Annotated in this window: 17 protein-coding genes and 1 riboswitch; of the genes, 13 read left to right on the top strand and 4 right to left on the bottom strand. The window is 60.3% G+C overall.

Translation table 11 applies throughout. The features are described 5' to 3' along the window. Positions 1–7: 7 nt before the first annotated feature. The 4 genes from IB226_RS08225 (at position 8) to IB226_RS08240 (ending at position 4,116) form a co-directional block, all read left to right on the top strand. Positions 8–928, top strand: coding sequence for an ABC transporter permease (locus tag IB226_RS08225; RefSeq protein WP_192234567.1), 921 nt, complete (start codon positions 8–10; stop codon positions 926–928). Continuing rightward, on the top strand, positions 928–1,794 hold the full coding sequence (locus IB226_RS08230; RefSeq protein WP_137387230.1) for an ABC transporter permease: 867 nt from the start codon (positions 928–930) through the stop codon (positions 1,792–1,794). The genes IB226_RS08225 and IB226_RS08230 overlap by 1 nt, the downstream gene beginning before the upstream one ends. Continuing rightward, positions 1,791–2,735: an ROK family protein gene (locus IB226_RS08235; protein WP_192234569.1), complete on the top strand. Its 945-nt coding sequence runs from the start codon at positions 1,791–1,793 to the stop codon at positions 2,733–2,735. Before IB226_RS08230 ends, IB226_RS08235 begins: the two co-directional genes overlap by 4 nt. A gap of 148 nt (positions 2,736–2,883) precedes the next feature. Beyond that, positions 2,884–4,116, top strand: coding sequence for an MFS transporter (locus tag IB226_RS08240; RefSeq protein WP_192234571.1), 1,233 nt, complete (start codon positions 2,884–2,886; stop codon positions 4,114–4,116). 104 nt (positions 4,117–4,220) lie between these two features. Here the strand turns inward: IB226_RS08240 and IB226_RS08245 are convergent, their stop codons facing one another. Further along, the gene (locus IB226_RS08245; RefSeq protein ID WP_192234573.1) at positions 4,221–5,096 is read right to left on the bottom strand and encodes a LysR family transcriptional regulator; all 876 of its coding nucleotides are present in this window, start codon (positions 5,094–5,096) and stop codon (positions 4,221–4,223) included. A 123-nt stretch (positions 5,097–5,219) separates the two neighbouring features. On the opposite strand from IB226_RS08245, the gene IB226_RS08250 reads away from it, so the two are divergent. Further along, positions 5,220–5,945 carry a pirin family protein gene (locus tag IB226_RS08250; RefSeq protein WP_192234575.1) on the top strand — a complete coding sequence of 242 codons (726 nt, stop codon included), beginning with the start codon at positions 5,220–5,222 and terminating at the stop codon, positions 5,943–5,945. A 129-nt stretch (positions 5,946–6,074) separates the two neighbouring features. On the opposite strand, the gene IB226_RS08255 is transcribed toward IB226_RS08250, so the two are convergent. Next, positions 6,075–6,512 (bottom strand): 6,7-dimethyl-8-ribityllumazine synthase, encoded by a 438-nt coding sequence (locus IB226_RS08255; protein ID WP_192234577.1) that lies wholly within the window; start codon positions 6,510–6,512, stop codon positions 6,075–6,077. A 175-nt stretch (positions 6,513–6,687) separates the two neighbouring features. Continuing rightward, positions 6,688–6,807: riboswitch (TPP riboswitch) on the top strand. A 129-nt stretch (positions 6,808–6,936) separates the two neighbouring features. On the opposite strand from IB226_RS08255, the gene IB226_RS08260 reads away from it, so the two are divergent. The 8 genes from IB226_RS08260 to fepB all read left to right on the top strand — a co-directional run bounded on the left by IB226_RS08260 (position 6,937) and on the right by fepB (position 13,319). Then, positions 6,937–7,881 (top strand): FAD-dependent oxidoreductase, encoded by a 945-nt coding sequence (locus tag IB226_RS08260; protein WP_192234579.1) that lies wholly within the window; start codon positions 6,937–6,939, stop codon positions 7,879–7,881. Continuing rightward, positions 7,865–8,062: a sulfur carrier protein ThiS gene (thiS, locus tag IB226_RS08265; RefSeq protein WP_192234581.1), complete on the top strand. Its 198-nt coding sequence runs from the start codon at positions 7,865–7,867 to the stop codon at positions 8,060–8,062. Before IB226_RS08260 ends, thiS begins: the two co-directional genes overlap by 17 nt. A 3-nt stretch (positions 8,063–8,065) precedes the next feature. Next, a complete protein-coding gene (locus IB226_RS08270) occupies positions 8,066–8,824 on the top strand; it encodes a thiazole synthase (RefSeq protein WP_192234583.1) in 759 nt (252 codons plus the stop codon). A gap of 11 nt (positions 8,825–8,835) precedes the next feature. Beyond that, positions 8,836–9,801 carry a HesA/MoeB/ThiF family protein gene (locus IB226_RS08275; RefSeq protein ID WP_192234585.1) on the top strand — a complete coding sequence of 322 codons (966 nt, stop codon included), beginning with the start codon at positions 8,836–8,838 and terminating at the stop codon, positions 9,799–9,801. Next, a complete protein-coding gene (locus IB226_RS08280; RefSeq protein ID WP_110866726.1) occupies positions 9,798–10,514 on the top strand; it encodes an ABC transporter ATP-binding protein in 717 nt (238 codons plus the stop codon). The genes IB226_RS08275 and IB226_RS08280 overlap by 4 nt, the downstream gene beginning before the upstream one ends. Beyond that, on the top strand, positions 10,498–11,232 hold the full coding sequence (locus IB226_RS08285) for an ABC transporter permease (protein ID WP_192234587.1): 735 nt from the start codon (positions 10,498–10,500) through the stop codon (positions 11,230–11,232). Before IB226_RS08280 ends, IB226_RS08285 begins: the two co-directional genes overlap by 17 nt. A gap of 9 nt (positions 11,233–11,241) precedes the next feature. Then, the gene (locus IB226_RS08290) at positions 11,242–12,171 is read left to right on the top strand and encodes an ABC transporter substrate-binding protein (RefSeq protein WP_192234589.1); all 930 of its coding nucleotides are present in this window, start codon (positions 11,242–11,244) and stop codon (positions 12,169–12,171) included. A gap of 197 nt (positions 12,172–12,368) precedes the next feature. Then, the gene (gene fepB, locus IB226_RS08295) at positions 12,369–13,319 is read left to right on the top strand and encodes a Fe2+-enterobactin ABC transporter substrate-binding protein (RefSeq protein ID WP_192234591.1); all 951 of its coding nucleotides are present in this window, start codon (positions 12,369–12,371) and stop codon (positions 13,317–13,319) included. Here fepB and entS read toward each other — a convergent pair. Continuing rightward, entirely contained in the window at positions 13,316–14,578 is a 1,263-nt protein-coding gene (gene entS / locus IB226_RS08300) for an enterobactin transporter EntS (protein WP_192234593.1), read from the bottom strand. The two genes, fepB and entS, sit on opposite strands and share 4 nt — an antisense overlap. A 105-nt stretch (positions 14,579–14,683) precedes the next feature. Continuing rightward, positions 14,684–23,086, bottom strand: coding sequence for a non-ribosomal peptide synthetase (locus IB226_RS08305; RefSeq protein WP_192234595.1), 8,403 nt, complete (start codon positions 23,084–23,086; stop codon positions 14,684–14,686). Positions 23,087–23,115 lie beyond the last annotated feature (29 nt).

Here is a 23,115-nt window from a genome sequence, read left to right on the forward strand (position 1 = left end):
ATGTGATATGAAAGCGTATGTCGCAAAAAAGGTGCTTTCGCTGCCGTTAATCATTTTCGGCGTGTCGATTATCGTGTTTATCGCCATCCGCGCGCTGCCGGGCGATCCGGCGCGGCTGATGGCGGGACCGGAAGCGCCGCAGGAAGCGGTGGACAGTATGCGCGTGCGGCTGGGGCTCGATCAGCCGCTGCCGCTGCAATACGTCAGGTTCGCGGCGGAAGCGCTGCACGGCAACCTTGGCTTGTCGTTGCAGTCGCAGCGTCCGGTGATGACGGAGATCAGCGAGCGTTTGCCGTACACCTTATCGCTGGCGGCGCTGGCGTATCTGCTGGCGATTGCGATAGGTGTTCCGGCGGGCATGACTGGCGCCATTTATCGCCAGCGGATTCCGGATCAAATCGTGATGGTGTTGACCATTGCCGGTGCGTCGATTGCCAACTTCTGGCTGGCGCTACTGGCGATGAATTACTTCGCGGTCGAGTTGGGCTGGTTACCGCTGCTGGGCGCCGATTCGTGGAAAAACTACATCATGCCCACGGTTACGCTGGCAATCCTGCCGATGGCGATGATCGCCCGCATGACGCGTTCCAGCATGCTGGATGTGCTGAGTCAGGATTACATCCGTACCGCCAAAGCCAAGGGATTATCCTCTACCAGCATTAACTGGAAGCATGCGCTGCGAAATGCACTGATCCCGATTGTCACCATTGTGGCGCTCAACTTCGGCAGCTTGATTGGCGGCGCGGTGGTCACTGAATCGGTGTTCAATTGGCCGGGCATTGGCCGCTTGCTGGTGGACTCGGTGCGCTACCGCGATTATCCGGTGATTCAGGGCGTGACGCTGGTGGCCGTGACTGGCGTGGTGCTGATGAATCTGGTGGGCGAAATCCTGATTGGCTTGCTCAATCCAAAAATAAGGTTCGACTGATGAACAGCATTGATACTTCCGTGCTGCCGCCGCGTTCGCGCAGCCGACACCTGATCAGCACTTTACTGGCAAATCCGTCCATTGCCATCGGCGGTGCGTTAGTGCTGCTGGTGGTGCTCGCCGCTGCGCTGGCTCCGCTGATTACCCATTGGGATCCGGTGGAGCAGGATCTGCTCAACACCTTGCAAGCGCCGTCGGCCGCGCACTGGTTTGGCACCGACGATTATGGCCGCGATATTTTTTCACGCGTGATTTACGGCGCGCGTATCACGCTGTTTGAAGTGAGCCTTAGCGTCGCGATCTCCATGGTGATCGGTATTCCGCTCGGCATCATTTCCGGCTTAGCGGGACGCAAGATGGATGCGCTGATCATGTGGGTGATGGATATCATCTTCGCCTTTCCCGGCATCGTGCTGGCGATTTTGATCGTTAGCGTGCTCGGCGAAGGACTGACCAATATGCTGATCGCCATTTCACTGTTTTCGATTCCGGTGTATGCGCGTCTAAGCCGCAACCTGACGCTGGGCCTGAAGAACATGGAGTACATCGAAGCGGCGCATATGCTCGGGGTGCGCTATCCGCGCATCATTACACACTACATTCTGCGCAACTCAATTGGACCGCTGATTGTACAATCCACGCTGACGGCGGGCGCGGTGGTGCTGTCCGCCGCCAGTTTGTCCTTCCTCGGTTTAGGCGTGCAGCCGCCGATGCCGGAGTGGGGCACCATGATGAGCGATGGGCGCAACTTCCTTGGCCTGAATATTTATGTGTCACTCTTCCCCGGATTGGCGATTTTGATTACCGTGCTGGGCTTCAATGTGTTGGGCGACGGTTTGCGTGATGTGATGGATAAACGTTTATGAGAAGACAATCTGCGGTGATTTGCCTCGATCTGGGCGGCTCTTTTATCAAGCTAGGCGTGATGAATGCGCAGGATCAATTAATCCTGCTCGATCAGCATAAAATTCCGGCTACCAGCTGGGACGATTTCACCGCGCTGGTACGTCGCATGATAGCCCAGCATCACCTGCAGTTTACCGCCAGCAGTGCGGTAGCGATCTCCACCGCGGGCATTGTGGCACCCGAAACTGGCGAGATATTTGCCAGCAATATCCCCGCGTTTCACCAGCACAGTTTGGCGAACGAGCTGGGCGCGCTGCTGCAACGCCGGGTGATTGTGCATAACGATGCCGACTGCTTCACGCTGGCGGAAGCGCTGGCGGGCGCGGGAAAAGGACACAAAGTGGTGTTTGGCGCGATTCTGGGTTCGGGCGTTGGCGGCGGATTGGTGGCAGATTGCCGCATCATTACCGGGCAAAACGGATTGACCGGCGAATGGGGACATGGGCCGATCACGTTAACCGAAGTGGAGATTGATGGCGTCACGCGGCGACTGCCGCGTAAGGCGTGTCCATGCGGGCAAAAGGGCTGTCTCGACAGCTACGGCGGTGCGCGCGGGCTGGAAAATCTGCATCAGACGTTACATGACCGCACGGCGAGCAGCGTTGAGATCATCGAATGCTGGCAGCAGCAGGATGCGCTGGCGCAGCAAACCGTTCAGGCATGGCTGCAAATTGTCGGTCAGCCGCTGGCATACACCATCAATATCACCGGCGCGTCGCGCGTGGCGGTGGGCGGCGGATTGGCATCGGTGGCTCCGCTGATCGCGGCGTTAGATGAGGTGGTGCAGGGTTACGTATTACGCCGCACCGCACATCGTCTGGTGGTGCCAGGTGAGTTCGCGCATCACGGCGGCATGATGGGCGCAGCGCTGTTGGCGCTGCAGAATACGCACTCTCTGTAGTGGGGCGATTTATCGCGCAATGAATTGCGCCGCTACGGAAGCGGGATTTTGCGCTATCATAAGCCGCTCACTCTGCTCAGTCCTGACGATGATTGTTTCAGGCAATCACGATCCTGACTGAGTTCTTCACTTGCGGTTCGGAAAACTCATGTCATCAGCACAACCCCAACTTACTCAGCTGCCGGATGAGGCATCGCTGCCGCGTCAGAGCGTGCTAAAAGCTTTGTTCGCGCTCGGCACCGGCGGCTTTGCCATTGGTACCGGCGAATTCGTCATTATGGGACTGCTGCCCGATGCAGCCAAAGGTCTCAACGTATCGATCCCCTCGGCCGGGCATCTCATCAGTATCTACGCGCTGGGCGTGGTGATTGGTGCGCCGCTGCTGGCGGTGCTGGGCGCGCGCGCCTCACGTCGTAATTTCCTGATGACGCTGATGGGCCTGTTTGCCGCCGGCAACCTGCTGAGCGCCATAGCGCCGGGATACTACTCGATGCTGCTGGCGCGTTTCCTTGCCGGTTTCCCACATGGCACCTTCTTCGGCGTGGCGGCGCTGGTCGCAGCCGGTTTGGTTGAACGGCGCAAACGCGCGCAAGCGGTCTCGATGGTGCTGTTCGGCCTGACCATCGCCAACTTACTCGGCGTGCCCGCCGTCACCGCTATCGGCCAATGGTTTGGTTGGCGCGATGCCTTTGCCATTGTCGGCGGTCTGGCGCTGGTGACCTTGCTGCTGATCTGGCTGTGGGTGCCAAACGTGGCAGGCGATAAAAATGCCAGCCCGCTGCGCGAATTGTCGGCGCTGACGCGCAAACAGGTTCTGCTGACGCTGGCGATTGGCGCGGTGGGCAGCGGCGGTTTGTTTTCGGTGTTTAGCTACGTGAAGCCGACCATGACCGAACTGGCGCAGATGCCGGTGAGCTGGATCCCGGCGGTGCTGGCGTTGTTTGGATTAGGCATGATCATCGGTAACATCGCCGGCGGTCGTCTGGCCGATCGCGGCATTGAAAAGACCATCCGCATTTTGCTGATCTGGTCATTTTTGGTGCTCAGCGCCTTCGTGTTTGCCGCGCATTATGCGCTGGCAGGTGCCATCAACGTCATGCTGGTGGGCACCATGGTAGCGCTGGCGGCGGTGTTGCAGATCCGTTTGATGGATGTTGCCGGTGATGCGCAAACCATGGCGGCGGCAATGAACCATTCGGCGTTTAACCTCGCTAACGCGCTCGGTGCATGGCTGGGCGGCGTGACCATTTCCGCTGGTCTGGGATGGCAATCCACCGGTTGGGTGGGCGCGATTCTGGCGGTGTTGGGTCTGCTGATCCACGCGGTGGCGATGCGCGATGCGCGCCGTAAATCGATTACCTTCGCGCACGAAAGTCACTAACACCCTACCTACCGTAGCGGCGCGATATATTACGTATTGCCGGGCTGGGCACATTGCCGCCCTTAATATGCGCAATAGATCGCGCCGCAAGGGGTAATTAATTTTTACGCCAACTTCTGCTGCAAAAATGTCATAAACACCCGATTGATCTCACTGCGCTGACGGTGCTGCGGATAGAGCGCATTGAGATGGAGCGAGGTCGGCTGCCACTCTTCCAGCACCTTCACCAGCTCACCGCTCGCCAGCGCTGGTGCCACAATAAACTCTGGCAGCATAATCAGACCCAATCCGGCCACTGCTGCGTCGCGCAGCATTTCCCCGTTATTACTCACCATCGGCCCATGCACACTAATCACTTTGCGCTGGTCGCCGTTAAACAGTTCCCAGCCGGTCTGGCTTTCGCGCCCGTAGCGCAGACACAAATGCTCGCTCAGCTCCTCCGGCGTTCGCGGTGCGCCTGCGCCCTGCAGGTAGGACGGGCTGCCGCAGATCACGCGGCGGAACTCGCCCAGTCGCCTGGCGATCAAACTCGAATCTGGCAGCGTACCGATGCGAATCGCCATATCAAATCCTTCACCCACCATATCGACATGCCGATCCGCCAGTTCAACCTGAAACTGCAACCCCGGATGCTGGCTGAGAAACTCGGCAATAAACGGCGACAAATGGCTGATACCAAACGACATCGGCACGCTCAGGCGGAAGCTGCCCTGCAGCACCTGACGACGCCCCGATACCGCTAGCTCGGCTTCCTGCACATCATCCAGAATGCGCTGCGCGTGCTGCGCAAACAGCTGGCCGTTATCGGTTACCGACAACTTCCGCGTGTTGCGATTCAGCAGCCGCGCGCCAAGCGATTCCTCCAGAGCGGCGATGCGGCGGCTGACATACTGCTTCGACAGCATCAGCTGTTCGGCGGCAGCGGTGAAGTTGCCGGCTTTGATGACGGCTACATAAATACGGAGATCTTCAATCTGCATATTGTCCACTTATCGGTGACAGTCATTGTCATTTTGACGCATTGTTAGGCAAATCAGTTTACGTATACTTGTTTGCAACGGGAAGGGCAATCGCCCCCCAACAGCAAATTTGAGGAGCAGACCATGATTGAACAACGCCTGTCAGAACAACGCGGAGTGGGTGACCACGGTTGGTTGAATTCGCATCATACGTTCTCTTTTGCCAGTTACTGGGATCCAAAACAAACCGGCTTCTCAGACTTGCTGGTGATCAATGATGACCGCGTTGCACCGGGTCGCGGTTTTGGTGCGCATCCGCACAACAACATGGAGATTATCTCCTACGTGCTGGAAGGCGCGCTGGAGCATAAAGATTCCATGGGCACCGGTTCGGTGATTGTGCCGGGTGATGTGCAGCTAATGAGCGCCGGCAGCGGCGTCACGCACAGCGAGTTTAACCACTCGAAAACGGACAACGTGCACTTCCTGCAGATCTGGATTGTGCCTGGCGAACGTAATTCGCCTCCCGGTTATCAGCAGATTTCAGTGGCGGAACGTGACAAACGTGGTCAGCTGCGCCTGATTATTTCGCCGGCAGGGGAAAACGGTTCACTCAGCGTGCGTCAGGATATTCGCGTTTATGCCGGACTGTTCGACGGTGTCGAGCAGCAAACCTTCGCGTTGGATGCCGATCGTTACGCCTATATTCACGTGGCTCGCGGCAGCATCGAAGTGAACGGCGTGAAGTTCAAAGAGGGCGACGGTGCACGCGTTCGCAACGAAAGCGCGCTGCAGTTCGCTAACGGTGATGATGCGGAAGTGCTGGTGTTTGATCTGCGTCCGCTGGAAGTGAATCATCCACAGCGTTAATGACGAATAGCTGATACTTTATTCGTAAGACTATTTTACGAGATGATTAGCACTATTCTGAAAATGAGCCGTTGAAGGACATCATAAATAAAAAGGGAGCGCCTGAAGAGGTGCTCCCTTTTTAATGCATCAATCAATCGACAAATTATGGATCGCTAACACCGCGCGTGCCGCTTCTTTGCCTTTCTTAATGAAATGCTCGGTATAGAAGTTTTCAATCACATCAACCGGCTGGAAATTATGTGGCGTTAAAGAAACGGAAAATACCGGTACGTTGGTGGTCAGCTGCACATTCATCAAGCCATCAACCACCGCAGCGGCAACGAAATCATGGCGATAGATACCGCCGTCAACCACCAGCGCAGCGCAGACAATCGCATCGTACTTGCCGGTTTCGGCCAGACGCTTAGCCAGCAGCGGCATTTCAAATGCGCCGGGCACTTCCAACACTTTTAATTCCGCTTCTACGGGTTGATCGGCTAATTCTTTTTCAAAACCTACCAGGGCATTATGGACAATTTCTTTGTGCCAGCCGGCTTTAATAAATGCAATTTTAATATTGTTCATGGTTATTCCGACATCACCTGTAATCTGTTCTTGCGCATAAAATAATGTGTTTGTATACCATATGTTACGTTTGTGATCCACAAAGCCTAAGTAGCGATAAATGCCGTGATGCTAAATGCCACGTAAAGCATCAGGTTATTCCGCGCTTGACGGCGACCATCGGCTGCAATACAAATAGACGCGTCGGGGGAGTCTCGCCAAAGAGACTGAGAGGCTAATAGCGCGCTGCGCGGCTTAGCGACCCTTTGAACCTGACCCAGTTGATACTGGCGTAGGAAGACTGACAGTCTTTTTCATTTGGCTGTCTGGCGCTCAAACCAGCTCGATGGATGCGCCATTTCCCTTCTCCTGTATCTGCGGGTCTCAGCTAACACTGAGAGGCCGATGTGAATTCCCCCTGTTTGAACATCCTGGATCCGGCGCTGTGAGCCGCTGGAGCGTGCTTGGCTGCGGCGTGGTGGGCCTATGCGTAGCCACTTTGCTGGCGGAACGCGGTGAGGACGTTGAGGTGATTGGCGATGACGCGCGCCGCCCGGCATCGTGGTTTGCTGGCGGCATGCTGGCGCCCTGGTGTGAAGCCGAAAGCGCGCCGCGCGATGTTATCACTGATGGGCAACACGCCGCCGCGTGGTGGCAACAGCGCGTCAGCAGCGTCGAGCATCAGGGCACATTGGTGGTTGCGCCGCCGCGCGATAGTCAGGAACTCAACCGTTTCGCCCGCATGACCGAGCAGCATCAATGGGTCGATCCCGCCGACATTGAACCGGCGCTGGAAGGACGCTTTGCGCGCGGTCTGTTTTTCGCCGGGGAAGCGCATCTCGATCCGCGTCTGGCGTTGCAGGAGATGCGTGACGCGCTGATCGCGCGCGGCGTGTCATTCAGCAATCACGCGCCGAGCGGTCAGATTATCGATTGTCGCGGCATCCACGCCGCGCCGCAACTGCCGCGCCTGCGCGCGGTGCGCGGCGAGATGCTGATTTTGCACAGCGATGAAGTGCAGTTTTCCCGCCCGATTCGTCTGCTGCATCCGCGTTTTCCCTGCTATCTGGTGCCGCGTCGCGGCGGCCACTTTATGCTCGGCGCCACCATGATTGAGAGCGACGATGCTAGCGCCATCAGCGCGCGCGCCATGATGGAGTTACTCAGCGCCGCCTATGCCATCCATCCCGCCTTAGCCGAAGCGCGCGTAATTGAGAGCGGCAGCGGGCTGCGTCCGGCCTATCCGGCGAATCTGCCGGAAATCCACTATCACAATCACACCTTTTATCTCAACGGCATGTATCGCCACGGTTTTCTGCTGGCGCCAATGCTGGCAGAGCAGCTGATGCAACGCATTTCTGGGGAACTCAACAATGAATATTCAGCTTAACGGTCGCGCCATCAGCACGCAGGCAACAAACCTGAGCGAATTGCTGATCGAGCAGCAAATTGATGTGGCCTGCGTCGCCACCGCCTATAATGGTGCGTTTGTGCCAAAAAGTCAGTACGACACGCAGCGGCTGGATGAAGGTTGCCAGCTCGAAGTGCTGTCACCGATGCAGGGAGGTTAAGCGATGTTTTACGATTTTGAACCGCAATCACGCTTCCTGCTCGGCACTGCCGGTTATCCTTCACCCGCCATTTTGCAGCAGGCGATTGCCGCCGCCGGCACCGACATCATCACCGTCAGTTTGCGGCGCGAAGGCGCGGCAGGCGCGGCATTCCGCGAACTGCTGACCAGCCTTAACATCCGCGTGTTACCGAATACCGCCGGTTGTCACACGGTAAAAGAGGCCGTCACCACCGCGCACATGGCGCGCGAACTGTTCAACACCGCGTGGATCAAACTGGAAGTGATTGGTCACGCCGACACGCTGCAACCGGATCCTTTCGCGCTGGTGGAAGCCGCGCGCATCCTCAGCGCAGAGGGTTTTCAGGTATTTCCGTACACCACCGAAGATCTGATCGTCGGCGAAAAGCTGCTGGCGGCAGGTTGCGAACTGTTGATGCCGTGGGGTGCGCCGATTGGTTCTGGCCAGGGTTTGCGCAACATCGATGGCCTGCGCGCCATGCGTGCGTGGTTCAGCGACAACCCGCTGATCATTGATGCGGGCATTGGCGCGCCGTCGCAGGCGGCACAGGCGATGGAGATGGGCTTCGATGGCATTCTGCTTAACACCGCCGTCGCCAAAGCCGGCGATCCAGTCGGCATGGCCAACGCCTTCCGGCTGGCGATTGAAGCCGGACAGGCCGCGCGCGCTGCCGGACTGATGGAGAAGCGCGATATGGCAGCCGCGTCCACGCCGATCTTCGGCCTGGCAAATCTGAGTTGAGGCAGCCAACTATGCAACGTTATCAACGCCAGATGATGCTGGCGGAAATCGGCGAGGCAGGGCAGCAAAAGCTACTTAACGCGCGCGTGCTGGTGGCGGGCGCGGGCGGATTAGGCGCCACACTCCTGCCGCAGCTGGTGGGGGCGGGCGTCGGCCATATTCGGCTGTATGACGACGATGTGGTGGCGCTGCATAATCTGCATCGGCAAACGTTGTTTACTGAGCAGGATATTGACCAGCCCAAAGTGCTGCGCGCGCAGCACGCCTTGCAGCAGCGCAATCCGCGGGTGCAAATCGAGGCGCTGCAGCAGTCGCTGAGCGCCAGCAATCTGCAGCAGGCGCTGGCGGGATGCGATCTGGTGATCGACGCCGCCGATAACTTTGCCGTCACCTACCAACTTTCCGATGCTTGCATGCAAGCGGGCATGCCGCTGATCAGCGCCTCGGTGCTGGGGCGGCAAGGTTACGTCGGCGGATTCTGTGGCGGCGCGCCGAGCTATCGCGCGCTGTTCCCGCGCTTGCCGTCATCGGCCGCGAACTGCAACACCGCAGGCGTGATGGGCCCGGCGGTGGCAACGCTCGGCGCGATGCAGGCGCAGATGGCGCTCAGCGTGCTGCTGCAGTTGTCGCCATCGCCGCTCGGTTGTCTGGTGAATTGCGATTTTGTGAACTGGCACTTCCGCCAGTTCCGCTTTGATGATGCTGAAGAGCCGGAACATGCGGTGCCGTTTATCGATCCGCAACAGTTGGCCGCCGATGACTGCATTGTCGAACTGCGCAGCTATGAAGAAGCGCCGGTCAGCGTGGCGGATGGCGTTGAGCGCATCTTGCCGCAGGCGATCGCCGCGTGGCAGCCGCCCGCCCAGCAGCGCATCGTGCTGGTGTGCGCCAGCGGCATTCGTGCCGCGCAAGCCGCCAGCGCACTGGCGCAGCGCGGATTTCACCAGCTGGCGATTCTGGCGGCCAATCGCCCATGAATCAGGACATTCTGTTCAACGATGTGAGTTTTAGCTGGGGCGATAAACCGCTGTGTCAGCGGTTGAATCTGCACCTGCGCGGTGGCAAAACCACGGTAATGCTGGGACGCAGCGGCATCGGCAAAAGTACGCTGCTGCGGTTGGTGGCCGGCTTACTTCAGCCGCAGCAGGGCGCGGTGCAGGGCTTGAGCGGCAACGTGGCGTGGATGGGCCAGCAGGATCTGCTGTATCCGTGGCTGACGGTGCTCGACAACGTGATGCTGTCGGCGCGGCTCAGCGGCGACAAGCCGGATCGCCCGCGTGCGCTGGCGCTGCTCGAGCAGGTAAAACTCAGCGACGTGGCGCATGCACCCCCGCATCAACTCTCCGGCGGCATGCGGCAACGCGTGGCGCTGGCACGCACGCTTTATGCGCAGCGCGACGTGGTGCTGATGGATGAACCCTTCGCCACGCTGGATGTGATGACCAAACTCAGTTTGCAAACGCTGACCGCCGGATTACTGCGGGGCAAAACTGTGCTGCTGGTGACGCACGATCCGCTTGAAGCGTGCCGCATGGCCGATGACATTCTGCTGCTGCAAGGCCAGCCGCTGGCTATCGAAAGCTGGCCGGTTGCTAGCGGTGACGCGCCGCGTCCGTTTGATCATCCCGACGTCCTGCAGGCGCAGGCGCAACTCTTCTCCCGACTGAATACCCATGAAAACAGTGTTTAGCGCGATCTACCTGATCGTGGTGCTGCTGTGCGGCTGGTTACTGGCGCGTCACAGCGGCGTGCCGAGTTTCCTGCTGCCCGCGCCACAGGCGGTGCTGGAGGCGCTGTGGCTGCATCGTCAACTGCTGTGGCATCACGCGCTCTATACGCTGGCGGAAATTGTGCTGGCGCTGTTGCTGGGCGTCGGCGCGGGCGTGACGCTGGCGGTGCTGATGGCCGCCAGTACGCTGCTGCGTCGCGTGCTGTTTCCGCTGGTCACTGCTAGCCAGGCAATCCCGGTGTTTGCCCTCGCGCCGCTGCTGGTGCTGTGGCTCGGCTTTTGCATCGCCTCAAAAGTGGTGGTGGCGGCTTTGATCCTGTTCTTCCCGCTGTGCTTGTCACTGTTTGATGGGCTGTGCCGTACGCCGGTCGGTTGGCTGGAGCTGGCGCAAACCTCCACGTCGTCGCGTTTCCGCATCTTCTGGCGCGTGCGCTGGCCTGCCGCGTTACCGCAGTTTTTCTCCGGCCTGCAGATGGCGGTGGTATTGGCCCCGATTGGCGTGGTGATTGGTGAATGGGTCGGCGCCAGCGAAGGGCTCGGCTATCTGATGATGCAATCCAACGCGCGACTCGAAATCGCCACCAGCTTCGCGGCGCTGCTGCTGTTACTGATTCTGGCGCTGCTGCTTTCGGGCAGCGTGGCGCTGATGCGCAAGAAAATCCTCTGGCAATCTACATAAGGAAATACCGTGAAAACCCTACGAATGGCATTGACCGCGTTGCTGCTGCTGGCGACCGCTAACGTGCAGGCGGCGGAGAAAGTTCGCCTGCTGCTTGACTGGTTTATCAACCCCAATCACGCGGCGATTTTTGCTGCCCAGCACAGCGGCGCGTTTAAGAAAGAGGGGCTGGATGTCGAGATGATCGCGCCCGCCGATTCCGCGTCCGTGCCGCTGCTGCTGGCGGCGGGCAAAGTCGATCTCGCCGTCAGCTACCAGCCGCAGCTCTACACGCTGGTGGATAAAGACGTGCCAGTGATCCGCGTCGGCACGTTGATTAATCAGCCGCTGAATACGCTGACCACGGTGTCAGACGATATTCACTCGCTGAAGGATTTCGCTGGCAAAACCATCGGCTACGCGGTGCCGGGCACCGAAGACGTGGCGATCCGCAATATGCTAAAAGCGCAGGGCGTTGATGCCGACTCGGTGAAGCTTATCAACCTGAATATGGATGGCACCTCCGCGTTGCTAACGCACAAGATTGATGGCGCGATGACCATCTTTCGCAACTATGAGCTGCTGGATCTGAAAGACAAAGGCGCGCAGCCAACGGTGTTCAAGCCGGAAGATTACGGCGTGCCTGCTTATGATGAGTTGATCATCCTTGCAAACCAGAAAACTGCCGCGCAGGACAAACGCATTCCGGCGTTTTTACGTGGCCTGGATGCCGGCGTGGCGTGGCTACGCGCGCATCCGCAAGAAGCGTGGCAGGCGTTTATCGAAAAATATCCCGAGCTGGATACGCCGCTCAATCACGAGGCGTGGCAGGCCACGCTGCCATATTTCGCCGCGCACAGTGCGGCGTTTGATCAGGCGCGCTATCAGGCGTTTGGTGAGTATATGAAGGGTAATGGTGTGATTAAGGCTGTGGCGCCGATGGGGCGATATTCGTTGTAGGTTGGTGTAGTTTGTCCCTCACCCCAGCCTTCTCCCGCGCGCGGGAGAGGGGGCCTAACATCCGCGCCATCTAACCATTCCCTCTCCCGCCTGCGGGAGAGGATTAGGGTGAGGGCAACCACGCACAATTTCCCTTGCACCTACACTTATTTTTGATAATGATATTTATTCTCAACTATCAAGTGATGGACAACCTGATGCGTTTCCCCGCTCTTTCTCTGCTGCTTAGCCTGTTTTTCATCTGCACCCATGTACAAGCCGACGCCGCCTGGCCGCGCACTATCGCCACACCGAAAGGCCCCTTCACGCTGCAACAGCCGCCGCAGCGCATTGTCTCGACCAGCGTTACGCTGAGTGGCACTTTGCTGGCAATTAACGCGCCGCTGATTGGCTCCGGCGCCACCAGCCGCAATAGCAGCGTATCGGATGCGCAGGGCTTTTTTACGCAATGGAGCGCGGTGGCCAAAGTGCGTCAGGTTAAACCGCTCTATATCTCGCAGCCGAATGCCGAAGCGATTGCCGCCGAAGCACCGGATTTGATTGTGATTGCCGCCACCGGCGGCGATTCGGCGCTGCGTCTTTACGATCAGCTGCAAACCATTGCGCCGGTGTTAGTGATCGACTACGGCGATAAGAGCTGGCAGGCATTGACCTTGCAGCTGGGCGAGATTACCGGCCATGAAGCTGATGCCAATAAGGTGATCGCAGCATTCGACCAACGAGTCGAAGCAGTGCGTCACAAGATTACGCTGCCGCCGCAGCCGACCTCTGCGCTGGTCTATTACGAAGATGGACGCGGAATGAACTTGTGGACGCCAGCATCGGCGCAGGGCGCGCTATTACAGGATTTGGGCTTTACGCTGGCCGCGCCGCCCGCCAGTTTTCAGGGCAGCACCAGCATGGGTAAGCGCAATGACATTATTCAGCTGAACGGCGAAAACATGGCCGATGGCATCACCGGTAACACGCTTTTGCTATTCGCTGCTGATGAGAAAACCGTGCCGCAGGTGGCGAAGAATCCGTTCCTCGCCCATCTGCCGGCGGTACAGCAGCACGACATCTTTGCCGTGGGTAACGATACTTTCCGCCTCGATTACTACAGCGCCAGCAATATGCTCAGCAGCATCGAGCGGCAGTTTACCCGTTAAGCCTCTGCGGTGGCGGGCTGCGGCGCGTCCGGTTGTTCACTGAGGCGCGCCGAGCGCAGGCCGCGCGCCGCCAGCGACAACAGCACCAGCAATCCCGCCGCCAATCCGCCAAACCACAGCACGCTGCTCAACGGTGCCAGCACACGTGCCAGCGCGCCTAAACCCAATGCACCGACCGAATCGCCGGTCACATCCTGCGCGGTGCCGAGGCTGTTGACGCGTCCCAGCAGCGCATCCGGCGTGTGGTGCTGCGTCAGCATAAACTGCAATAGCGAGGCGATGGCGTTGCTGTAGCCGTAACACACCAGCGCCAGCAGCGCGGGCATCAGATGACTGTAAAGACCGAGTGAGGCGATACAGGCAAATGCCAGTAGCGCACAACCCATCAGCACCCATCCCGGGCGCGTTAACTGCCGCACCCAGCCGCTGGTAAAGGCACCGATCATCGCACCCAGCGGCACCGCCGAGTACATCAATCCTAATGCGGATGCATCGGCGTGATAGGTGATCGCCAGCGCCGGGAACAGAATACGCACCGCGCCAACCATGCTGAGCAGCAAGCCAACCAGCACCACCGCGCCGACCACTTTATGCTGGCAGACAAACTGCATGCCGCTCGCCAGCGCGCGCAGCGGATGCTCCGGCTCCTGTTGTTCGGGCTTCATCGACGGTAAACGCACCAGCGGAATCAGCGTTGCTAGCGTACCAATCGCGGCGACCGCAAACGCCCACCCGACACCCGCCGCAACGATGATCATGCCGCCGAGCGCGGGCGACAAAATCGCGCCGAGGCGCACCGTTAGCATACTGAGCGCACCGGCTTCCGCCAGATGTTCACGTCCGACGATTAGCGGGATCACTGCCATTAGCGCAGTCATGCCGAGCGCGCCAAAGAAGCCATCCCAGAAGGCGAGGAAGTAGAGCGCCAGCAACGAAGGTGCTGGGCTGAAGGCGTTGAGGCTGAGCAGCACAAAGCCGATGCCGCAGGTGCCGCGCGCGAACAGGATTAGTTTGCGGCGATCGTAGCGATCGGCCAGCACGCCGCCGAGCAGCAGGCCGACGAACATGCCGATGCCGTCGAGCATTACCGCCACGCCAACCTGCAGCGTGGAGCCGGTCATCGCCTGAATTTGCACTGGTACGCCAACTGCCAGCATGCCAAGGGCGAATACCGAGAGCATGCGCGCGCAGAATATCGCGCGGAAGGATGCATTGTTTTTAAGCAAACTGAAATCTAAGAATATCGAGGGCTTAGCCATAAATTTCCAACGGTGAATCACATTTGCATCACCCGTAGCGGCGCAATTTATTGCGCGTTTTTCAAAAGGGCGCGATGAATCGCGCCGCTACGGTATGTGCCTCAATTAACGCCGAGCTAACAAACGGTTTATCAACGGTCCCAGCACCTGCAACGAATCTGCTGAAAGAATATCGGCGTGTTCGCAATCCAGCGGGAAGATCGTCAATTCATCAACGAAAGGTGCCCAACTGGCGCGCACATCCATCTCCGGCGGCAGGGTTTTCTCGGCCATAAACAGCGTGGCGTGGCCGGCATAGCGCGGCGTACGCGCTTCGGCGAGGCGTGCGACGGCGTCTTTGTAGTTGGCGACGATGGTGCTAAACATCGCCGCCTTCTCTTCACGCAGCAGCGGATCGCGCTCATCTTCGGTCGCAGCCATAAACTCGGCTTGCTCACGCGCCACTTCCTGTTCCGCTTCATCGGCATCCGGCGTGCGCCAGTCCTGACCTTCTGCCGGATAGGTATCCAGCAGGCCGAGGAATGCCACCGTTTCACCCTGCGCCTGCAAACGTGACGCAATGCCTTGCGCCAGCGTGCCGCCGAGTGAATAGCCGAGCAGGAAATACGGACCGCTCGGCTGCTGCTGGCGAATCGCCTGCAGATGGCGTTCGCACATCGCCTCCACGCTGTGACAGGCAGCAATCACGCCGTTTGGTCGCGGCGATTGCAGGCCGACAATCGGGAAGTCGCCGTCGAGATAGTGCAGCAGGGCGCTGTACTGCCAGGCGAAGCCGGATGCCGGATGGATGCAGAACAGCGTCGGGCCGTGACCGGCGCGCAGCGGCAGCAGTTCGCCGTTGCCACCGCTTTCACTGTTGCCACCGCCGTCAAGCAGCGCCGCCAGCTTCTCCACGCTGCGCGCGGCGATGATCTGCCCGACGCTGAGCGGCGGCATCTCACGACGACGCAGTTCCGCCGCCAGACGCATCGCCAGCAGCGAATGACCACCGAGCGCGAAGAAGTCGTCATCGGCAAACACGCTGTCGCAACCAAGCAGCTGCTGGAACAGATCCGCCAGCAAACGCTCGTTGGCGCTGTGCGGCAGGCGGCCGCTGCGCGCGCTGAGCTGCGGCATCGGCAGCGCTTTACGATCCAGCTTGCCGTTGGCGCTGAGCGGCAGATGGTCGAGCAGCAGATAGCTGACCGGCTGCATATGCGCCGGCAGACGTTCGCCGAGCTGCTGCTTCACCGCGTCGATATCCAGCGCCACGCCCGTTTCGGCCACCAGCCAGCCGAGCAGCTGACGGTTATCGACGCCCGGCGTGGCGTGCTGCGTCAGCGCGCGCGCCGCCACCACCGCCTGCGCCACGCCCGGCAGCGCCACTAGCGCCCGTTCGATTTCGCCCGGCTCGATACGCTGTCCACGCATTTTTAGCTGATCGTCGCTGCGGCCGAGATACTCCACCGCGCCGTCGGCGCGCCAGCTGGCGATATCGCCGGTGCGATACATGCGCTCGCCTTCGGCAAACGGCGCGGCGACAAAGCGCTGTGACGTAAGGTCGGCGCGATGCAAATAGCCATCGGCCAACTGCACGCCGCTGAGATAGAGATCGCCCGGCACGCCAACCGGTACCGGTCGCAGCAGGCTATCGAGAATATGCAGCTGCGTGTTCCACACCGGACGACCAATCGGCACGCCCGGCCCATTAAGGCCTTCCAGCGCGCTGCCGCTGGCGGGTTGCCAGGTGACATCGACGGCGGCTTCGGTTGGGCCATACAGATTGTGCAGCGGCGCGGCGATCATCTCCTGATAGCTGCGCGCCAGGTCGCACGCCAGCGCTTCACCGCTGCAGAATACGCGGCGCAGCGTTGGGCAAGCTTGCTCGGTTTGCGCGGCGAGATGGCCGACAAAGGCCGCTAACATCGAGGGCACGAAGTGCAGGGTGGTCACGCGATAATCGTCGATCAGCTGCCACAGCGCCTGCGGATCGCGGTGCGCTTCCGGCGGCGCCATCATCAGCTGCGCACCGGTCATCAGCGGCCAGAAAAACTCCCACACCGATACATCAAAGCTGCACGGCGTCTTCTGCAACACTACATCGTCGGCGCGCAGCGGGTAGCTGGCCTGCATCCAGCGCAGGCGATTGACGATGGCGCGCTGATTCACCACCACGCCTTTTGGTTTACCGGTCGAGCCCGAGGTGTAAAGCACGTAAGCCGGGCGATTGGCATCCGCCTGCGGCAAAGGGTGGCGCGGCTGAATGTGTTCACCGGCTAAACCATCAAACATCATCAGCGTGCCAAACGTGTCAAAGCGGGTTTCCAGCGCGGATTCGGTGATCAGCACCCACGGCCGCGCATCTTCCACCATATAAGCCAGACGTTCATCGGGATAACCGATATCCAACGGCAAATAGGCCGCGCCCGCCTGCAGAATGGCAGTGAGCGCAATGCTGAGACGCACCGAGCGCGGCAGCGCCACGGCGACGATATCGCCTGGCATCACGCCCGCTTCAATCAGGCGATCCGCCAGCAGCGCGGCCTGACGCTGCATTTCGCCGTAGCTCAGACGGTGATCGACATCCATTAGCGCCAGCGCGTCCGGCGTGCGCGCCGCCTGCTGGGCAATCGCCTGCTGCAGGGTTTCATTTTCCAGCTGCACGCCGGTGTTATTCACCCAGGCGAGTAGCGATTGCTCGGCCAGCGTTTGCAATTTCCACTGCGTCAGCGGCAGATCCGGCGTGCTGACCAGCTGTTGCAGTAGCAGTAACAGCCGCTCGGCCAGACGTTCCGGCTCGCTAACGCAGTCGCGATACTCCATCAGCAGCGTCAGCTGTTCGCCCGGCAGCACCAGCAGCGTCAGCGGATAGTGCGTGTAACCGCGATTATGGATCGCTTCGCAGCGCACGGTGGCGTTGGCATCCAGCAGCGTTTGGTTGTCCGGATAGTTCTCCACCACCAGCAAGGTATCGAACAGCGTACCGGCGCCGACACATTGCTGAATCTCGGCGAGGCCGAGGCAATCCTGCTCAATCAGCTGGATTTGCTGCGCCTGATGATCGGCGAGCTGCGCCAGTAACGTACGCTGATGATCGAAGCGCACGCGCACCGGCAGCGTGTTGCTGAACAGGCCAACGTGCTGATCGATGCCGTCAATCTGACCAAAACGGCCAGAAACCGGCGCACCAAACACCACGTCTTGCTGGCCGCTGGCGACCGACAGCAGCAAGCCCCACAATCCCTGCATCACGGTGTTCAGGGTTAAGCCGCGCGCCCGGCACAGCGCATAGAGTTCCCGCTCCAGCGTGGCATCCAGCGTAATGCGCTTTTCGTTAACCGCACTGTCGGCGGCCTGCGGATAGAGCAGCGTCGGACGCACGTCTTTCAGGCAAGCTTGCCACTGCTGACGCGCTTCATGGCTGTCGTGCTGGCTGAGCTGACGCACGATGTCGGCGTAGCTGCTGCTGTGCGCGGGTAAAGTTTGCTGGCGCAGCGCGCTGAGCAGATCGTTGAGGATCACCGGCGTTGACCAGCCATCCACCACCAAGTGATGCGCGTTGAGCAGTAGCGTCCAGCGCGCGCCATCGCGATGGGCGATCAGCGTGGCGTGCAGCATGATTGGCTGGCTAAACAGATCCTGCGCCAGCGCCTGATGTTCCAACGCCAGCATCTCCTCTTCCTCGCCCAACTGAAGCAGCGTCAGCGGCCAGTGCAATTCGCCTTCCGGTATCAGCTGCAGCGGTTGCAGGCTGAGTTCGGCGTCGAAGCGCGCCGCCAGCTGCGGATGACGCTGTAACACCGCGTCGAGCGCGGTTTGTACCGCTGCGGGGCTGATATCGCCGCTCAGTGTCAGGCTGGTTAACGAGTTATAGCTGCCTTGCTGCGCGGTGGTTTGCGCGTGGAACAGCAAACCTTTCTGCAGCGGCAATAGCGGCAGCGCATGGCTAAACGCACCGTGACGCGCATGCAGCTGTTGCAGCAGCGCGTCATCAACGCCTTCCAGCGCCACCTCGGCGGCCACCAGCGTGTGGGCGGCGTGCTGCGGTTGCTGTTGGGCCAGCGCGATCAGCGCCTGCGCGGCAGCCGCCATTGCCCGATGTAAATCGGTAATCGCTTCGGCGTTGAGCACGCCGTCCGCCCAGCTCCAGTTCAGCGCCAGCTGCGCCGCATGTGGCTGCTCCTCAACGAAGACGTTGAGTTCCAACGCGTGCTGCAGCGGCAGCGCGTCATCCTGCAATACCGCGAAAGTGTCACGGAACTGTTGCGCGGTGCGCTGTGGCGTCCAGTCACCGCTGCGCGGTGTAAAGCGCCCGAGGTAGTTAAACAGCACCTGCGGCGCGTGTTGTGCCGCCAGTTTTTCCAGCGTCACGCCGCGATGTGCATCGAGCCAGCGCAGCTGCCCGTAGCCAATGCCGCGATCCGGCACCGCACGCAGTACCGCTTTCACCGCGCGTACGCACTCATTGAGCGGCGCATGTGGATTTTCTGGCAACGGCAGCAGCAGCGGGAATTCGGACGTCAGCCAGCCTACGGTGCGCGCCAGATCCTGTTGCGCATGCAGTTCAGCACGGCCATGCGATTCCAGCGTGACGCGCTGCTGTGCGCTGCCGTTGAGCTGGCGCAGAGCGAGGGTCAACAAGGTCAGCAGCAGCTCTTCGCTGGTGGCGCGATAGTGCTGCGGCAGCGTGTTGAGCAGCGCGTGCGTGGTTGAGGCATCCAGCAGCGTGCGTTGATGCTGTTGGCGATCGCCGGACTGAATCGCCCGTTGACCGACAAGCGGCAGCGGCTCGGCCAGCATCTGCTGCCAGAACGGTAACTCGCTGGCGCGCGCCGCAAGGTTCGCCAGCAGCGCGGCAGACCAGTCGTGCAGCGAGGTTTCCTCGGCGGGGATCACCAGCGGCGTGTTATTGAGCAGCGCGTCACCGGCCTGTTGCAGTTCTTCCAGCAATACGCGCCACGAGACGCCATCGACAATCAGGTGATGCAGCGTAAACACCAGCCCACAGCTGGCGCCATCTTGCTGCAGCAGCGTGGCGTGCAGCAGCGCGCCGTTAGCCGGGTCGAGCGCCTCAGCATCCTGGTGGAACGCCCGTTCCGCTGCTTGGTCGCGGTCCTGCACCTCCAGCGCACGCACGCGGGCAGGGCGCGTCGTCAGTGCTTCGCCGACAATCAGCTGATCGCCGCGCGTAAAGGCGTTGAGCGCCGGATGCGCCTGCGCCAGCTGATCGATCAGTTGTTCCAACTGAACGAGCTGCAACTGCGGCGGCACCGACAGCAGCACGCCGTGAGCAAAGCGCGCATTGATGCCCGCCTGGGCGTTGAACCAGTGCAGAATCGGCAAGCCGCCAATCTCGCCCTGTTGCGCGACGCGCGCGCCGGTGTGGTGTTGTGCCAGCGGCTGCAAACCCCGCGCCATGCGTGCAGCGGTACGTTCGGCAAAGATTTCGCGTGGACGCAACAGATAGCCAGCGCGACGGGCGGCGGTGCTGAGCCCCATCGCTGAGATGCTGTCGCCGCCGAGCGCGAAGAAATCATCTTCCGCGCCAACGCTCTCCAGCCCCAGCAGGCTGCCAATCGCGTGGCAAATCAGCTGCTCCTGCGGCGTGCTGGCGGCGCGACTTTGACTTTGCTGCGCCTGTTGCGGCTTCGGCAACGCCTGACGATCAATCTTGCCGTTAACGTTGAGCGGCAATTCGTCCATCACCATCAGCACCGCAGGCACCATGTAATCCGGCAGCTGCGTGGCGAGCTGCGCCAGCAAACGGGCGTTGAGATCGGCATCGGCGCGCAGCGCATCATCCTGCACCGAGCAGTAACCAATCAGGCGATGCGTGGCGCCCATTACTTCGGCGATCACCACGGCGGTGCTGACTTCCGGCAGCGCCACCAGCGCGTTTTCCACTTCACCAAGTTCGACGCGGAAACCGCGCACTTTAATCTGGTGATCGGTACGGCCAATAAACGCCAGTTGTCCATCCTGACGCCAGCGCATCAGGTCGCCGCTGCGGTACATCACATCGCCGTCGCGGAAGGGGTTAGCGACAAAGCGTCCGCTGGTGAGATCGGGACGACGCAGATAACCGCGCGCGATGCCGCTTCCAGCGATATACAGCTCGCCAGCGCAGCCAATCGGCACCTGACGCAGCTGGTTATCCAGCAGATAGACTTCGCTGTTCCCCACCGGACGACCAATCACCGGCTGCGGCGACGCCATGACGCTGGCACCCAGCGTATCGATGGTGTATTCCGACGGGCCGTAGTAGTTGTGGATCTCCATCTGCTGCTGTTCCTGCATCAGCTTCCACAACGTTGGCGTGGCCGCTTCACCACCAATCATGACGAAAGAGGGACGATGGTTATCGGCTTCCAGCAGGCCGCTGTCGATCATCTGCGAAAAGAATGACGGCGTGATATCCAGCAAATCAACCGGCACCGCGTTCATCTGCTGAATCAGACCCCACGCATCGCGGCGCAGCTCTTCGTCGAAGATATTCAGCTCGCAGCCCATCAGCATGCAAAACAGCGGTTCCCATGAAGAATCGAACGAGAAGGAAGCGGTGTGACCGGCGCGCATGCGGCGCGGGCTGCTGGCGCTAAAGCGCGCAATCGCCGGGCCGAACAGATGCTCGCGGTGCGACAGGAACAGATTGAGCAACCCTTGATGGGTGCTCATCACACCTTTCGGGCGGCCGGTCGATCCTGAGGTGTAAATCATGTAGGCCAGATCGTCGCCGCACAGTTGGGTATCGGGTCGTGCGGTGGAAAGGGTGCTCAACGCAATCTGATCAATCAGCAGATGCGGCAACTCCGGCATTTGCGCCAGCGTACTGGAGTGCGTCAGCAGCAGCTTCGGCAGCGCGTCATCGCACATCAGCGCCAGGCGTTCGCGCGGATAGTCGAGATCGAGCGGCATATAAGCCGCGCCGCTCGCCAGCACGCCGAACATCGCTACCAGTGAATCCACCGAACGCGGAATGCCAATCGCCACCACGTCGTCGGCTTGCAGGCCCCGCGCGATCAACAGATGCGCCAGTTGCATCGCGCGATCGGCTAGCTGGCGATAGCTCAGGCTGCGATCACCGCACACCACTGCGGTCTGCTCGCCGTAGTGCTCAGCGGCTTGCAGCAGGATATCGACGATGGTGTCGGTATTGACGGGCGGCACGATGGTTGGCCCGGTCGACCAGCGTTGCAGATCGATCAGTTCCTGGGGCGCCAGCAGTGACAGCGCGCCGATTTGCGTGTTGGCATCCGCCGCAAATTGCGTGAGCACGTGGCTGATGCGCTCGGCGTGACGTTGTAGCGTTGGCGCATCGTAGCGGCGCGGGCTTGCCACCAGCGTCAGCTGCAATGCGCCAGCGCGGAAGCCAACTTCGAACTCGAGATCGTCGACCGGGCCCATCGCCAGCGTGTGCGTTGGGGCTGCATGGCCATCGAACTGCAGATCGTCGTGGTAAACCTTGACGTTTATTACCGGACCATACAGCGCCTGGCTGCTGCCGACCAGACCGAGATCGCGGCGCAGCTGTTCCGCTTCATAACGCTGATGACGGCGCGCTTTGCGGATTTCGCTTTGCACCTGCTGCACCAGCATCGGCAAGGTCATCTCATCGCTGACGCTGAAAATCAGCGGCAACACGTTGACCACCGGCCCGAGGGTAGAAATCGCCGCCGAACCCATGCGGCGCATAAACGGGAAGCCAATCGACAAACGTTGGCTGTTACTGAAGCGGGCCAGATAGGCCACCAACAGCGCGCTGACAATATCGCCTTCGCTGCTGTCGGCGAGTGGCTGCTGCTGTCGCAGCGTGGTCAGTTGCGGCAGCGTTACCTGACAGCTGATTGGGCGATCGCCGGAATTGCTGACGTTTTCACTGGCAAGCGTCAGGGTTTCCGGCAAATCCGCTGCGTAACTTTGCCAGTGGCTGGCGGAGCGGGCAAAAGCCGGCGAATCCTGCCACTGCTGAATCTCTTCAATCACCGTGGTGAACGGGGTAAACGGCGAGGGCGCGGGCGCTTCGCCGGCGCAAAGGGCGGCGTAGATCGCTGCGACGCGTTGAGTCAGCGCTTCAAAGCTGAAGCCATCCACCAGCAAATGGTGATAGCGCTGATACCACAGCCAGCTGCCGTCGCCGATGCGCATCAGCGCGTGACGATAGAGCGGTTTGTCGCCGTCGGCGGGCAGATCGGCTGCGAGATCGGCCTGCATCAGTTTGTGCGCCTGGCTGCTGGCATCGCCGCGCTGGCTGAAATCGTGCCATTCCGGCGCGACCGGCGCTTGTGCACCAAACCACTGCGCCGGATTGCCATGTTCGTCCAGGCCGAAGCGTGCCTGCACGGTATCGGCTTCCGCCATTGCCTGCTGAATGGCGCTGTCCAGCGCCGCGCGATTGATGTCGCCGTGCAGCACGCTGTAGTGCGCCACGGTAAATTGATTGCGCTGCTGCGCAATGCTGTCAGCGATCCAGATGCCGGGCTGCGCCGCGACGAGTGGATAGGCTGGAGAATAGTTGTTTAGCGATGCCAAAGGACAATTCCTGTCGAGAAAAACAATTT

The sequence above is a fragment of the Pantoea sp. PNT03 genome (assembly GCF_014852515.1).
Taxonomy (GTDB): domain Bacteria; phylum Pseudomonadota; class Gammaproteobacteria; order Enterobacterales; family Enterobacteriaceae; genus Pantoea; species Pantoea leporis.